11 protein-coding genes and 2 pseudogenes are annotated in these 14,953 nt (G+C 66.3%); 8 read left to right on the plus strand and 5 right to left on the minus strand.

Annotation, left to right across the window (positions count from 1 at the left end; all coding sequences use genetic code 11):
• Positions 1–98 precede the first annotated feature (98 nt).
• Positions 99–1,202, plus strand: coding sequence for an NADH:flavin oxidoreductase (locus JZZ72_RS11385; RefSeq protein ID WP_088515278.1), 1,104 nt, complete (start codon positions 99–101; stop codon positions 1,200–1,202).
• Here JZZ72_RS11385 and JZZ72_RS11390 read toward each other — a convergent pair.
• The gene (locus JZZ72_RS11390) at positions 1,171–2,391 is read right to left on the minus strand and encodes a glycosyltransferase family 4 protein (RefSeq protein WP_210014476.1); all 1,221 of its coding nucleotides are present in this window, start codon (positions 2,389–2,391) and stop codon (positions 1,171–1,173) included. The genes JZZ72_RS11385 and JZZ72_RS11390 overlap by 32 nt on opposite strands.
• A 265-nt stretch (positions 2,392–2,656) precedes the next feature.
• Between JZZ72_RS11390 and JZZ72_RS28250 the strand changes: the two are divergent.
• Together JZZ72_RS28250 and JZZ72_RS28255 are read left to right on the plus strand one after the other, a co-directional pair.
• Positions 2,657–3,292, plus strand: a pseudogene (locus JZZ72_RS28250) (PAS domain-containing protein); the annotation flags it as partial.
• A 228-nt stretch (positions 3,293–3,520) separates the two neighbouring features.
• Positions 3,521–3,883: pseudogene (locus JZZ72_RS28255) on the plus strand (methyl-accepting chemotaxis protein); the annotation flags it as partial.
• 51 nt (positions 3,884–3,934) lie between these two features.
• On the opposite strand, the gene cysZ reads toward JZZ72_RS28255, so the two are convergent.
• A complete protein-coding gene (gene cysZ, locus JZZ72_RS11400; RefSeq protein ID WP_054916276.1) occupies positions 3,935–4,663 on the minus strand; it encodes a sulfate transporter CysZ in 729 nt (242 codons plus the stop codon).
• A gap of 335 nt (positions 4,664–4,998) precedes the next feature.
• Between cysZ and trxB the strand changes: the two genes are divergently transcribed.
• Positions 4,999–5,961, plus strand: coding sequence for a thioredoxin-disulfide reductase (trxB, locus tag JZZ72_RS11405; RefSeq protein WP_043864378.1), 963 nt, complete (start codon positions 4,999–5,001; stop codon positions 5,959–5,961).
• Between the two features lie 79 nt (positions 5,962–6,040).
• Here trxB and nadC read toward each other — a convergent pair whose 3' ends face one another.
• Positions 6,041–6,889 carry a carboxylating nicotinate-nucleotide diphosphorylase gene (nadC, locus tag JZZ72_RS11410; protein WP_210014478.1) on the minus strand — a complete coding sequence of 283 codons (849 nt, stop codon included), beginning with the start codon at positions 6,887–6,889 and terminating at the stop codon, positions 6,041–6,043.
• 249 nt (positions 6,890–7,138) lie between these two features.
• Between nadC and JZZ72_RS11415 the strand changes: the two genes are divergently transcribed.
• The 4 genes from JZZ72_RS11415 to JZZ72_RS11430 all read left to right on the plus strand — a co-directional run bounded on the left by JZZ72_RS11415 (position 7,139) and on the right by JZZ72_RS11430 (position 12,982).
• Positions 7,139–9,313: a DUF1631 domain-containing protein gene (locus JZZ72_RS11415; RefSeq protein WP_116052837.1), complete on the plus strand. Its 2,175-nt coding sequence runs from the start codon at positions 7,139–7,141 to the stop codon at positions 9,311–9,313.
• 79 nt (positions 9,314–9,392) lie between these two features.
• Complete coding sequence (gene ampD / locus JZZ72_RS11420; RefSeq protein WP_043864381.1) at positions 9,393–9,953, plus strand: 1,6-anhydro-N-acetylmuramyl-L-alanine amidase AmpD; 561 nt, start codon at positions 9,393–9,395, stop codon at positions 9,951–9,953.
• Positions 9,950–10,783 carry a regulatory signaling modulator protein AmpE gene (gene ampE / locus JZZ72_RS11425; protein WP_043864382.1) on the plus strand — a complete coding sequence of 278 codons (834 nt, stop codon included), beginning with the start codon at positions 9,950–9,952 and terminating at the stop codon, positions 10,781–10,783. The genes ampD and ampE overlap by 4 nt, the downstream gene beginning before the upstream one ends.
• A 180-nt stretch (positions 10,784–10,963) precedes the next feature.
• The gene (locus tag JZZ72_RS11430; RefSeq protein WP_054916280.1) at positions 10,964–12,982 is read left to right on the plus strand and encodes a methyl-accepting chemotaxis protein; all 2,019 of its coding nucleotides are present in this window, start codon (positions 10,964–10,966) and stop codon (positions 12,980–12,982) included.
• A gap of 41 nt (positions 12,983–13,023) precedes the next feature.
• On the opposite strand, the gene JZZ72_RS11435 is transcribed toward JZZ72_RS11430, so the two are convergent.
• Positions 13,024–13,800, minus strand: a complete 777-nt coding sequence (locus tag JZZ72_RS11435; RefSeq protein WP_054916281.1) for a TatD family hydrolase — start codon at positions 13,798–13,800, stop codon at positions 13,024–13,026.
• Positions 13,801–13,802: 2 nt separating this feature from the next.
• Positions 13,803–14,798, minus strand: a complete 996-nt coding sequence (cra, locus tag JZZ72_RS11440) for a catabolite repressor/activator (RefSeq protein ID WP_054916282.1) — start codon at positions 14,796–14,798, stop codon at positions 13,803–13,805.
• Positions 14,799–14,953 lie beyond the last annotated feature (155 nt).

Genomic DNA, 14,953 nt, shown 5'->3' on the forward strand with positions numbered 1-14,953 from the left:
CGGCGAAAAATCCACCCCGATCACCGCTATCAATAGTACTGGGGTCAGCGACAATCCCGCCCTATGCTCAGGCGCCATCCCTTTCCCAGGAGCGCCGAATGCCTGCTCAAGCCCTGTTCACCCCCTTCAAGCTGGGCGCCCTCGAGCTGCCGACCCGTGTGGTCATGGCACCGATGACCCGAACCTTCTGCCCCGGCGGTGTGCCTCATGCGCAGGTGGTCGAGTATTACCGCCGCCGCGCCGCTGCCGATGTCGGCCTGATCATCACCGAAGGCACTACCGTCGACCACCCGGCCGCCAACGGTTACCCCAACGTGCCGCGCTTTCATGGTGAAGATGCCCTGGCGGGCTGGAAGAAGGTCGTCGATGCCGTACACGCCGAAGGCGGCAGGATCGTGCCGCAACTGTGGCACGTGGGCAGCGTGCGCCGCCTGGGTACCGAGCCGGACGCCAGCGTGCCGGGTTACGGCCCCAGCGAAAAACTCAAGGATGGCCAGGTGGTGGTGCACGGCATGAGTCATGCCGACATCCGCGACGTGATCGAGGCGTTCGCCCAGGCTGCCCGCGATGCCAAGGCCATCGGCATGGATGGCGTCGAGATCCACGGCGCACACGGCTACCTGATCGACCAGTTCTTCTGGGCTGCGAGCAACCAGCGCAGCGATGAGTACGGCGGCGACCTGGCCGGCCGCTCGCGCTTTGCCATCGAGCTGGTGCAGGCGGTACGCGCCGCCGTAGGCCCGGACTTTCCGATCATCCTGCGCTTCTCGCAATGGAAGCAGCAGGACTACAGCGCCCGCCTGGTCGACAACGCCGAGGCGCTGGGCGAGTTCCTGCGCCCGCTGGCCGACGCCGGCGTGGATATCTTCCACTGCTCCACGCGCCGCTTCTGGGAGCCTGAGTTCGAAGGCTCGGACCTGAACCTGGCTGGCTGGACCCGCCTGCTCACCGGCAAGCCCACCATCACCGTGGGCAGCGTGGGCCTGGATGGGGAGTTTCTGCAGTTCATGGTCGACACCGACAAGGTGGCGCAACCGGCCAGCCTGGAGAAACTGCTGCAGCGCCTGGGCGACCAGGAGTTCGACCTGGTGGCCGTAGGGCGTGCCTTGCTGGTGGATGCCCAGTGGGCGGCCAAGGTGCGTGAGGGGCGCGAGCAGGACATCCTGCCGTTCAGCCGCGAGGCGCTGACGAGCCTGGCTTGACCAGCAGCGCCGCATCGACGCGGCGCTGAGACGGTGCCGGTGCCTGTTCGCAGGCGCCGCGCAGGTGCGCCTCGAACTGTTCGACGATGGCCGGCCAGCCCTGGCGGCTGGCATGCTGGCGGGCATTGAGGCGCACCCGGCGCAAGGTCTCGCTGTCTTCCAGCAGCCAGCTGGCGGCATCGATGAAGGCCTCTGCATCCCCCGGCATGGCCAGTGCGCCACTGTGCCCATGACGAATGTGCTGGGCTGCTGCGGCCTCGTCGTAGGCCACCACCCCAAGGCCGGAGGCCAGCGCCTCCAGCACCACGTTGCCGAAGGTTTCGGTCAGGCTCGGGAACAGGAAGATATCCCCCGAGGCGTAGTGTTCGGCCAGGCATTCGCCGCGCTGTACCCCGCAGAACACGGCACCTGGCAACTGCTGCTCGAGTGCGCCGCGCTGCGGGCCGTCCCCCACCACGATCAGGCGCAGGTTGCGCAGGGGGTAGGCCTTGCGCAGGGCGTCCAGGCACTGGCCGAGCAGGCCCAGGTTCTTCTCGGTGGCCAGGCGCCCCACATGCAGCAGGGCGATGTCGTCGGGCCCAAGGCCCCACTGGTCGCGCAAGCTCTGGCGGCGCCGGGCCGGGTTGAACAGGTTGCTGTCGACCCCGCGCGACAGCAGGGTCAGGCGTTCGAAGCCGCGCCGCTGCAGCTCCAGGCGCTGGCTGACGCTGGGCACCAGGGTGCTGTGGCAGCGATGGTGGAAGCCGCGCAGGTAACGGGTGACCAGCCGCGTGAGCAGGCCGAAGCCGTACTGGCCGGAGTACTGCTGGAAGTTGGTATGAAAGCCGCTGACCACCGCGATGCCCAGGCGCCGCGCCGCCCGCAGTGCACTCAGGCCCAGTGGCCCCTCGGTGGCGATGTACAGCACGTCCGGGCGGTCGCGGCGCCAGCGGCGCAGCAGCTTGTGCATCGACACCTGCCCCCATTGCAGGCCGGGGTAGCCGGGCAGGGGCCAGCCACGGCACAACAGCAGGTCGGCCTGCGCAGGGCCGGCGGCATCGCCGGCCTGGCGCGGGCGCACCAGCTCCACCCGGTGGCCGCGCAGGCGCAGGCCTTCGTGCAGGCGGCCAAGGGTGTTGGCCACGCCATTGATTTCGGGTGGGAAGGTTTCGCTGACAAGGGTGATGTGCAGGGCGGCGGGACTGGTCATGGGAGGATTTTCCGAGGTGCCGATTGCGCCCGGATGACAGCAAAATGACGGATACATGACGCCCGATCATTGGCGCTTTTGCGCTGTGAAAATAAGCTTGGCCAGCGCCTCAAGAATGCCGCATCGCCAGCCGATGAAGATGCATTCGAATGAGGCTTTCGCTCCAGGAGCGGTGATGTTCAACAGCAAACTGAAACAAGAAAATGCCAGGCTGCGCGAAGAGCTGATGACCATGGAGCAGGTCAAGTGCAGCCTGGACAGCGAGATGCTGGTGCTGCAACTGGACCCCCAGGGCCGTATCGAAGCGGTCAACGGCAACTTCGAGAAAGAGATGCGCTACAGCAGCCAGCAGCTGCTGGGCCGCAACATCGAAGAGATCGTGCCGGCGCATGTGAAGCCGCTGGATTTCTACCAGCGCATGAGGCAGGCGATCAACCGCGGCGAGCACCTCAACGGCGCGTTTCGCCTGCTGCGCGGCAACGGCGAGGAAGCCTGGCTGCGCTCGATCCTGCAGCCGGTCAAGGGCAGTGACGGGCGCCTGCGCTACTTCACCCTGCACTCCAGCGACCTGACCCGCACCATCGAGACGTCACGCGAGCACGAGAGCCTGATCAAGGCCCTGATGCGCTCCACGGCAGTGATCGAGTTCAACCTCAACGGCGAGGTGCTGGCTGCCAACGACCGCTTCCTCAAGACCATGGGCTATTCCCTGGAGCAGGTGCGCGGCAAGCACCACCGCATGTTCTGCGAGCCGGAAGAGTACAACTCGGCGCATTACCAGCAGTTCTGGGAAAAACTGCGCCGTGGCGAGTTCGTGGCCGAGCGCTTCAAGCGCATCGATGCCCATGGCCGCGTGGTCTGGCTGGAGGCGTCGTACAACCCGATCATCGACGCCCATGACGTGCTGTACAAGGTGGTCAAGTTCGCCACCGTGATCACCGACCAGGTCAACCAGGAAGCGGCGGTGGCCCACGCCGCCGACATCGCCTACACCACGTCCCTGGACACCGACTCCAGTGCACGTCGCGCCACCGAGGTGGTGACTCAGACGGTCGAGGTCATGCGTGGCCTGGAGACGTACATGCAGCAGGCCGCCGACGGCATCGAGGCGCTGGACAAGCAGTCCCAGGTGATCGGTTCGATCATCAAGACCATCAGCGACATTGCCGGGCAGACCAACCTGCTGGCGCTCAATGCGGCCATCGAAGCCGCGCGTGCCGGCGAGCAGGGCCGGGGTTTTGCGGTGGTGGCCGACGAGGTGCGGCAACTGGCCTCGCGCACCAGCACCGCCACCGAGGAAATCGCCCGGGTGGTGCAGCAGAACGCCCAGTTGGCCAAGGCGGCGGTCGACATCATCGACAACAGCAAGCGCCAGGCCGAAGAGGGCCTGTCGCTGGCCGGGCAGACCGGTACGGTGATCGTCGAGATTCAGGACGGGGCGCAGAAGGTGGTGGACGCGGTCGGCCAGTTCTCCAACCAGCTGGCGCCCTGACGGCGCGGTGGCGGCGGCCTTGCACCGTCGCCACCGTCGCCCCGGCAACCGTCAGCCGCGTTCGCGTACCCAGAACAGCGTGGCACCGGCGATGGCGGCAGGCATCATCACGATGTTCACGAACGGGATCAGCAGCACCAGGTACACCGAGCCGCCAAAGCCCAGGCTCTGCCAGCGCTTGGCGCGCAGCCAGGCGAGCATGTCCTGCCAGCTCATCTTGTTGTTGTCTGCCGGGTAGTCGATGTACTGGATGGCCATCATCCAGACACCGAACAGCAGCCACAGCGGTGCGGCCACGATGTTGACCACCGGGATCCACGACAGGATGAACAGCGCCAGGGCGCGCGGCACGAAGTAGCCCAGCTTGCGCAGTTCGCGGCTCAGGGTGCGCGGCACCATGGCGGCCAGTTCGCCCCAGCTGAAGGCCGGGAACGGGTCGGTGCCACGTACCACCACCTCGACCTTTTCGGCCAGAAAACCGTTGAACGGTGCCGCGATGATGTTGGCCAGCATGGTGAAGGTGAAGAACACCATCAGCACCACCAGCACCACGAATAGCGGCCACAGCACATAGTTGAGAAAGCTCAGCCAGCCCGGCAGGGTCGGGATCAGCGAGTCCACCCACAGGCTGAACTGGTGACCGGCAAAATAGATCAGGCCCACGAACAGCAGCAGGTTGACCGCCAGCGGCAGCAGTACGAACAGGCGCAGGCCCGGGCTCAGGACCAGTTTCAGGCCCTCGCGCAGGTATTGGGGGCCAGACAGGACAGGGGCTTGCATAAAAGGCTCCGAGCGGTGGTAAACGCGCCGACCTTACCGAGTTTGACGCCTGGGCGAAAGCGCGGCGAAATGCGCGCAACCCCCGGTAACAAAACCCTGTCGATCATTTATAGGCAAAGCGGCCGGTGCTCGGCAGGTGAATAGAGGTCGTCTATAAGGTGGATTGTCTAAGGATATTTCCTTAATCTCTGCCTCCTCGTTACAGTCGCACCAATTTCACGGTTTCCAGAACCTGCGGCCAATAGCCTTCCCCAAGTGCTTCGCGGGTTCTTTTTTATTCCAGCCGGAGCCCCCGGCGTCATGTGGCTGGCTCGCCAGCTCGACAGGAGCGTTTCATGTCTGAAGTTCGTCATTCGCGAGTGATCATTCTCGGTTCCGGCCCTGCCGGTTACAGCGCCGCCGTGTACGCGGCCCGTGCCAACCTCAAGCCGCTGCTGATCACCGGCATGCAGGCTGGCGGCCAGCTGACCACCACCACCGAAGTCGACAACTGGCCGGGCGATGCACATGGCCTGACCGGCCCTGCGCTGATGCAGCGCATGCAGGAGCATGCCGAGCGTTTCGAGACCGAAGTGGTGTTCGACCACATCAACGCCGTGGACCTGGCCAACAAGCCGTTCACCCTCAAGGGCGACAGCGCCACCTACACCTGCGACGCACTGATCATCGCCACCGGCGCCAGCGCGCGCTACCTGGGCCTGCCGTCGGAAGAGGCGTTCATGGGCAAGGGCGTTTCGGCCTGCGCGACCTGTGACGGGTTCTTCTACCGCAACAAGCCGGTGGCCGTGGTCGGTGGTGGCAACACTGCCGTCGAGGAAGCCCTGTACCTGGCCAACATCGCCAGCAAGGTGACCCTGGTGCACCGCCGCGAGACCTTCCGCGCCGAGAAGATCCTGATCGACAAGCTGCACGCCCGCGTGGCCGAAGGCAAGATCGAGCTCAAGCTCAACGCCACCCTGGACGAAGTGCTGGGCGACAACATGGGTGTGACCGGTGCGCGCCTGAAGAACAACGACGGCAGCTTCGATGAAGTGAAGGTCGACGGCGTGTTCATCGCCATCGGTCACACCCCCAACACCTCGCTGTTCGAAGGCCAGCTGGCGCTCAAGGATGGCTACATGGTGGTCAACGGCGGGCGTGACGGCAATGCCACCGCCACCAGCATCGAGGGCGTATTCGCCGCCGGCGACGTGGCCGACCACGTGTATCGCCAGGCAATCACCTCGGCCGGTGCCGGCTGCATGGCGGCACTGGATGTCGAGCGTTACCTGGACGGCCTGCAGAACGCTTCGTTCTGATTGGCCCCTTCGCCGGCAAGGCCGGCTCCTACAGGTTCATGCACAACCCTGTAGGAGCCGGCCTTGCCGGCGATGTTTCTTACAGGCTCAGGCGCATCGACAGGTCCACTGCCTTCACATCCTTGGTCATTGCCCCGATCGAGATGTAGTCCACCCCCGTCTCGGCAATTGCGCGCAACGTGCTTTCGCTGATCCCGCCGCTGGCTTCCAGCTTGGCCTTGCCGGCATTGAGGCGCACCGCCTCGCGCATTTCGTCCAGGTTCAGCTCGTCGAGCATGACGATGTCGGCCCCGGCCTCCAGCGCCTGCTGCAGTTCATCCAGGCTCTCCACCTCGATTTCCACCGGCTTGCCCGGCGCAATGCGGCGCGCCGCAGCGATCGCTTCGGCAATCCCGCCGCTGGCGGCAATGTGGTTTTCCTTGATCAGAAACGCGTCGTACAGGCCGATGCGATGATTGTGGCAGCCGCCGCAGGTCACTGCGTACTTCTGCGCCAGGCGCAGGCCCGGCAGGGTCTTGCGCGTATCCAGCAGCTTGACCTGGGTATCGGTCACCAGGTCGGCCAGGTGCCGCGCATGGGTGGCCACCCCCGACAGCAGCTGCAAAAAGTTCAGCGCGCTGCGCTCGCCGGTCAGCAGCGAGCGGGCCGGCCCTTTCAGGTGGAACAGTGCCTGATTGGCCGTGGCCCGGTCGCCGTCCTTGACCTGCCAGTGCACCGCCACCCGCGGGTCGAGCTGACGAAACACCGCGTCCACCCAGGCCGTGCCGCTGATCACGCAGTCGTCGCGGGTAATGATGGTGGCCTTGGCCAGGCGCTCGGCAGGAATCAGCTGGGCGGTGATGTCGCCGCTGCCGACATCCTCGAGCAACGCACGGCGCACGTTGGCTTCGATTTCGGCGGTCAGGTCGGCGAGGCGTAGATTCGGCATGGTGGGCTCCACAAGCTAGGTGGCCGCGATTATAGGGCAGCCCGGGGCGGGCGTGCAGCAATCCGCCTTTGGTCGCAGCAAATGAGCATTTGCGCCCCATGGCGGTCTATCCACAGGCTGGCCGAAACGTACTGCACAGTTCGCTGGCAGGCCGCGCGTTTTTGCCAGATAATGCGCGCCTTGTAATTGGCGTCATGACTTTGACAGCCATTCAATCCACTTCGTAGCCAACCCAGCAAGGAGACCGGGATGCCCAATGACGGGAAGGTGGTGCCGTTCAAGGCGGCCACCGATCAGGCGTCACGCACGCCGTTCGCTCGTCTGCCGGTCATCCTGCTGCAAGTGCGCGACAAGGCAGCGCAGCACCTGCGCCAGGCGCTGCAGGGGCTGTTCGACAACGCCGACGACACGCTCTTCGAAATGGCCGACACGGCCTCCGACAACCATGACCGCAGCCTGTTCTTCGAAGCGATGCGCGACCTGCGCCTCAAGCGCAAGAGCATCGAGCGTGCCTTCCTCGACCTGTTCTATGACGCCTTCATCGATATTGCCGGCAACGACCCGACAGCGCCGTTGGCGCGCCGTGGCTACGACAGGCAGGCGCTGATGGCCGACGATGCGCGTGAGCGGGCCCAGGCTGTGGAGACGATGGTGGCCCGCGTGGCCACGCGTGACGGCTTCGCCCTCGGCCAGCTGACCCTGCGCATGAACAGCCTGATCAGCCAGCGCCTGGACGATCGCGCCAACCCGCTGGGGCCGGCGCTGCTGTGCGAGTACTTTCTGCAGGCCGGGCGCAGCCTGGGCGTGGGCATCAAGGTCAAGCTGATACTGCTCAAGCTGTTCGAGCGTTACGTGCTGTGCGACGTCGGCCAGTTGTACGGCGAAGCCAACCAGCTGTTGAGCGCCACCGGGATCCTGCCCGACCTCAAGAGCGCGCCGGGCTGGCGCACCCCGGCGGCCGAACCGGCGCACCCGGCCGGCGATCCGGAGGTCAAGCCAGCCCCGCTGATGGCCGATGCCGGGGCGCAGGCCGCCTTCGCCTCGCTGCAGGTGCTGTTGTCCCCGGTGCGCGGTCGGGTGGCCCCGCGCCTGGAGCCCTATGACCGGGTGCAGCCGATCAGCAGGCAGGATCTGCTGCGCCTGCTCTCGCACCTGCAGCAGTTCGTGCCGGCAGCGGGGGAGGTGCAGGACTTCGACCTGCGCCACCAGCTGGAGCAGCTGCTGACCCGGGCCAGCGTGCAAAGCGGCAAGTACCGCAGGGTCGAGGTGATCGATGAGGATGTGATCAACCTGATCGCCATGCTCTTCGACTTCATCCTCGGCGATCGCAACCTGCCGCATTCGCTGCGCCAGTTGATCGCACGCCTGCAGATCCCGATGCTCAAGGTGGCGCTGCTCGACAAGAGCTTCTTCAGCCGCGCCACCCACCCGGCGCGCCGCCTGCTCGACGAGATTGCCGCAGTGGCGATGGGCTGGGGCGCGCGTGATGACGTGCAGCGCGACGAGCTGTACCTGCGGGTCGAGGCCATCGTGCAGCGCCTGCTCACCGATTTTGCCGACGACCCGCAGATCTTCGCCGAGCTGCTGGCCGAGTTCCTTGCCTTCAGTGCCGATGAGCGCCGCCGTACCGAGTTGCTCGAACAGCGCACCCGCGATGCCGAAGAGGGCCGGGCACGCACCGTGCTGGCGCGCCAGCAGGTTGAAAGCGAACTCAACCTGCGCCTGCTCGGCAAGTGCCTGCCGCAAGGCGTGGTACGGGTGATCGAGCAGGCCTGGAGCCAGGTGCTGCTGCTGGCCTGCCTCAAGCATGGGCGGGGTTCGACCCAGTGGCAGGACGCGCTGGCCAACATGGACCTGTTGCTCTGGAGCGTCGAGTCACACACAGGCGACGACCGTGCACGGCTGCTGGAGCAGGTGCCGGGCCTGCTCAAGGCCCTGCGCGAGGGGTTGACCCGGGTTGCCTACGATCCCTTTGCCACCAGCGAGTTCTTCGCCCAGCTCGAAGCGCTGCACCTGCAGGCTGTGGAAGGGGCAGGGCACCCCGGCCAGGCGCGTATTGAGCGGGTGCTGGTGCGTGATCGGATCGTGCTGCTGGGGCCGGAGTCGGTGGCGGCGGGCGGGCTGTGCTCCAGCCTGCCCGACGACGACCCGGCGCTGCACCAGGTGCGCGACCTGCGCCCGGGGGCCTGGATCGAGCTGCGCGATGAGGATGACGAGCCGGTGCGCGGCAAGCTGATCGCGATCATCGACAGCACCCACACCTATGTGTTCGTCGACCGTACCGGGCGCAAGCTGCGCGAATGGTCGCAGCAGGGGCTTGCCGGGGCGTTGAGCCAGGGCCAGGTACGCCTGCTCGATGCCACCCAGCTGTTCGAACGTGCACTGGGTTCGGTGGTCAGCCAACTGCGTCAGCGCCAACCCTGAGCGCCCGCACTTTTTAACGATACAACCGTCGATTCCTCGGGGCATACTGCGCCAGAGCCCTCATGCTTCAGGATCTTCTATGCAACTTGACCACGCTACTGGCTGGGTCGCTGGCGTCACCCATTGCCCTTCCCCCAACTTCAACGCGCGCCCCGAGGGCGAAGCCATCAGCCTGCTGGTGATCCACAACATCAGCCTGCCGCCCGGACAGTTCGGCACCGGCAAGGTGCAGGCGTTCTTCCAGAACCGCCTGCCCATCGCCGAGCATGCGTTTTTCGAGCAGATCAAGGACCTGCGTGTATCGGCGCACTTTCTGATCGAGCGTGACGGCAGGGTCACCCAGTTCGTCTCGTGCCTGGACCGGGCCTGGCATGCCGGGGTATCGCGCTTCGAGGGCCGCGAGGGCTGCAACGACTTTTCCGTGGGCATCGAACTCGAAGGCACCGATCAGACGCCGTTCACAGACGCCCAGTACACTGCCCTGCAACACTTGACCCTGCAACTGCAGGCTGCCTGGCCCATCGCGGGGCGAATCCGCGGCCACAGCGACATTGCGCCGGGGCGCAAGACCGACCCGGGGCCGGCGTTCGACTGGGAACGCTATCGCGCCAGCCTGCACGTCAACGAGGACAGATCATGAGTTTTCTGGTGTTACTGCTGGTGCTGTGGGTCGAGAAGTTCTCGGCGCTGCGCCAGCGCCTGCAACGCGACGGCTTCTTTCTCACCGAACTGGCCCGCCTGGAGCGCAGGCCCAAGGCCGACCCCTGGTGGGTGCTGGGCATTCTGGTGCTGTTGCCGGTGGTGGTACTGGCGCTGCTGCTGCACGTGCTCGACCCGGTCGCCTATGGCCTGCTGGCCCTGCCGGTGCACCTGCTGGTGCTGATCTACAGCCTGGGCCGGGGCGATGTGAAGGCGGCGCTGGGGCCGTTTCGCGATGCCTGGCGACGCGGCGATGAACAGGCGGCCGTGCACGTGGCCGAGCGCGACCTGGGGGTGACGGCCGACGACAGCCAGGGCCTGATCCAGAAGGTGCAGGGGCACCTGCTGTGGCAGGCCTACCAGAGCTTCTTTGCGGTGATCTTCTGGTATGTGCTGCTGGGCCCGGCTGCAGCGCTGGCTTACCGGCTGCTGGCGCTGACGGGCGAGCGGGCCGGCAACCCGGCGGTACAGGAACGCGCCCGGCAGTTGCGCCACGCCTTCGACTGGGCGCCGGTGCGGGTACTGGCCGCCAGTTTTGCACTGGTGGGCAACTTTGTGGCGGTCAGCCGCATGATGCTGCACGAACTGCTCAACTGGCACATCGGTGCGCCGCGCCTGGTGGAGCAGGCGGGCACGGCAGCGGCGGAGATTCCCGCCGACGTCGAGGCCGGCCCGCAAGGCCTGACCGGGCTCGACAGCCTGTGGGAACTGCTGCTGCGTGCCGCCGTGCTCTGGTACGCGGGCTTTGCCCTGTGGACCGTGCTCGGCTGACTCACAACGTGTAAACGGGCTGCCGCAACGGCGGCTCGTTCCTACAGGCCGCCGCTACTGGTGGTTAACCTTAAGTTACAAAACTTCCCTTCGATATGCGCTATACAGAGGCTGCTGACGATCGCCAGTGGCCTAGTGCTATTGCGCAGAAAACAATAAGAAATCGAAAGGAGACGACCCTTGAAGCGCCTCTTGTATCCGGCAATCGCATTGATGAACCGGCTGAGCTTCGGCATGAAGTTCAGCCTGATCAGCGTGCTGTTCTTTCTGCCCATGCTGGTCACCAATTTCTATCTGGTGCGCGACGCCTATGCCAAGTTCCACGCCACCCGTGTGGAGCTGCACAGCCTCGGCCTGCTGAGCGAGAGCCTGGCCGTGCGCGGTGATCTGGAGAGCCTGGGCAACCTGGTGCAGATCAACGCGGTGCTGGGGCAGTCCGGCAAGGCCGACGACCTGGAGGCGCGCATCGATGCGCTGGAACAGCAGGTGGCAAAGCGCGTGGCCGCGCTGGCCCCGATGACCGAGGACCCGGCCCAGGTGCAGGCCTTCACCGCCCGGCGCGACGAGTTGCTGGCAGGGCTCGAGGCGGCGCGGGCCGACTCCTCGCTGCAGACCCGTGCAGCCCTGTACGACGCCCTGCTGGCGCAGGCGCAGCTGCTTGGCAAGCTGGTGGTCAGCCAGTCGGGCCTTGGCCAGGACAGCGATGCCGGCGTGCGCCAGATGGGCGAGCTGCTGACCACGGTCACCGCCCAGGTCACCCAGACCCTGGGTGAAGGCCGCGCAATCGGGGCTTACTCGCTGGGCCAGGGGTTTCTCAACTCATCGGCCAGTACCCGTTTCGAAGAACTGCTCAAAAGCCTCGACAAGCTGTCGGCCGACTACGCCATTCGCCTGCAGGACGCCCTGGGCGACGAGCCGCGGCTGGCCAGCCAGGCCGCCAGCAGCCAGGCGTCGCTCAAGCAGGCCAGCGAGCTGCTCGAAGACCAGGTGGTGATGGCCGATACCCTCGACGCGCCGTGGCCGGCGTTCTACCAGCAGGTCAGCGGCCTGATCGAGCAGACCTACCTGCTCAATGGCGCCACCCTGCAGGTGCTCGAACAGCAGTTGCAGGCGCGCCTGGGCGACTACCGCCAGCACATGGTGCTGCTGGTGCTGGCCCTGGCGGCGGTGTTCATGCTGATCGGCTACCTGTATGGCGGCTTCTATGCCTCCACCCGCAGCACCCTGCGTACCCTGGGCAAGGTGATGGACAAGGTGGCCGGGGGCGACATGACGGTGACCTTCCAGGCCCGCAGTCGCGACGAGCTGGGCGAGCTGGGCGAGGTGTTCAACACCACGGTGCGGCGCATCCATGACCTGATCGAGCGGGTCGGGCAGACGGTGGCCGAGGTGGAACACCAGGCCGAGCAGGTGCATGCGGTATCGGCGCGCAGCAACCAGGCGGTGAGCGGCCAGCGCGGGCAGATCGAGCAGGTGGCCACGGCCATGAACCAGATGTCGGCCACTGCCCAGGAAGTGGCGCGCAGCGCTGCGGCAGCCGTGAACAGCGCCCACGGGGTCAACCGCGAGACGGTCAGCGGGCGCGAGCTGGTGGAGTCGCAGCAGGGCAGCATTGCCGGGCTGGCGGCCGAAATCGACCAGTCGGTGGGGGTGATCAACCAGCTGGTCAGCGACAGCCAGCAGATCAGCCAGGTGCTGGAGGTGATCAAGAGCATCGCCGGGCAGACCAACCTGCTGGCGCTCAACGCCGCCATCGAGGCGGCGCGGGCCGGGGAGCAGGGGCGTGGCTTCGCGGTGGTGGCCGACGAGGTACGCACGCTGGCCAAGCGCACGCAGCAGTCGACCGAGGAAATCGACCAGATGATCTCACGCCTGCAGGGCGGGGTGGAGGCGGCGGTGCGGGCGATGGACAGCAGTCACCAGATGGCGGCGGGCACCGTGGGGCAGTCGCAGCAGGTGCAGCAGGCGCTGGTCAACATTCTGGGGGCGATGGGCAGCATCGTGGAGCAGAACCAGCAGATTGCGGCGGCGGTGGAGCAGCAGACGGCGGTGGCGCATGACATCGACCTGAACATCGTGCAGATCAATCGCGCGGCCGAGCACACCACCGAGGGCGCGCACCAGACCGAAGATGCGAGCCGGCAGCTGTCGGCGCAGGTGATGGAGTTGAAGCAGTTGATCGGGGCGTTCAGGGTCTGAGCGAGGGCTGGGCCCTTCGCCGGCAAGGCGCAGGGGCGGTATTACCAGCCAAACAGCTCGCAGGCATTGCGCGTGCTGGCCTCGGCCAGCACCTGGGGCGCAACTCCCATCACCTCAGCCAGTGCCACGGCAATCTGCGGCAGGTGCACAGGGCTGTTGCGCACCCCGGCGTACATCGCCGGGGCCATGTCCGGCGAGTCGGTCTCCAGCACCACGCCGTCCAGCCCCAGGCGCGGCAGCACCTTGCGCAGGCGCAGCGCCTGGGGCCAGGTGGCCGCCCCGCCCAGCCCCAGCCTGAACCCGAGGCGGCGGTACTCGCGGGCCTCCTCGTAGCTGCCGGCAAACGCATGCACGATGCCGCCACGCGCCAGCTTGAAGCGCTTGAGCCGGGCGATCACGTCGGCATGGCTGCGCCGTACATGCAGCAGCGCCGGCAGGTCGAAGTCCACCGCCAGCTGCAACTGGGCCTCGAACAGCGCCTGCTGGCGCTCGCGGTCCAGCTCGGCCACGTAGTAGTCCAGGCCGAACTCGCCCACCGCGCACAGCTGCCGGTCGCCACGCAGGCGGCTCAGCCAGTCGCCCAGCGCCAGCAGGTGTTCCGGGCGATGCTGTTCCAGGTACACCGGGTGCAGGCCGAACGCCGCATACAGCTGCGGATCGCTCTTGACCAGCTCCCATACCCGCTGCCAGTTGTCCTGGTACACCCCCAGCACCACCATGCGCTCGACCCCGGCGCGGCGCGCCTGCCCCAGCACTTCGCTGCGGTCGGCATCGAAGTCGGGAAAGTCCAGGTGGGTGTGGGTGTCTACCAGGCGCATGGTCAGGCCTTGAAGAGGCGTTGCTTGAAGGTGCGCGCCACCGCGTGCACACCCGGCGTGTAGTGCTGCTTCTCCACCGCCTCCAGCGCCAGGCGCAAGGCGGTTTCGGCCATCAGGCCGTGCTGCTGGGCCATGGCGTTGACCGGCAGGGGCAGGAAGTCCAGCAACTGGTTGTCACCGAAGGTGCCCAGGTGCAGGCTGCGCGATGCTGGCGGGCGGGTCTGCAGCACATCGAACACGCCTTGCAGCAGCACATAGGAGGTGGTCACCAGCGCGTCGGGCAGGCGCCCCAGGTCGGCCAGCAGCTCGCTCATCAGGCGGCGCCCGCACTCGCGGCTGAAGGCTTCGCCCTGGTGCTGGCTGGCCCGTCCGTCGAAGCCTTGCAGGGCCTGGTCGAAGCCACGTGCGCGAGCGCGGCTGACGCTCAGCTCAGGGCGTGCGCCAATCAGTGCGATATGCGCCGGGGCGCTGTCGAGCAGGCTGCGGGTCAGGTGCAGGCTGGCATGCTCGTCGTCGCTGACCACCGAGCAGAACTGCGCCGGGTCCAGGCTGCGGTCGATGCCGATGATCGGCAGGCCGTTGGCCTGCAGCGTGCGGTAACTGTCGTCGTCTTCGGGCAGGCAACTGGCGACGAACAGGGCGTCGCAGCGCCGTGCGCGAAACAGCTGCTGCAACTGGCGCTCGCTGTCGGGCTGGTCGTCGCTGCTGGCGATCAGCAGCTGGTAGCCCTGGGCCCTTGCGCCTTGCTCCAGTTGCTTGGCGATGCGCGCATAGCTGGGGTTTTCCAGGTCTGGCAGGATGAAGCCAAGGGTGCGCGTGTGACGGCTGCGCAGCCCGGCCGCCTGCGGGTTGGGCGTGAAGCCATGGGCCTCGACCACCGCACGCACACGCTCTACCGTGCTGCTGCTGATGCGTTGCTGTTCGGCCTTGCCATTGATGACATAACTGGCAGTGGTAACGGACACACCGGCCAGACGGGCGATATCGCTGAGTTTCACCGAATTTTCCTTGTTATTACCGGGGTTGGCTGCAGAGCCTGACCGGGTATTGTCGCCGATTGCGAAGCATCGGCGCAGACGACCATTGTCGCAATTGTCCGACAAAATGGGGCTTTCATTGTTCGCAGGTTATCGAGTAACGTGCACGCTATTCT

The organism is Pseudomonas palmensis, assembly GCF_017848315.1.
In the GTDB taxonomy this organism is placed as follows: domain Bacteria; phylum Pseudomonadota; class Gammaproteobacteria; order Pseudomonadales; family Pseudomonadaceae; genus Aquipseudomonas; species Aquipseudomonas palmensis.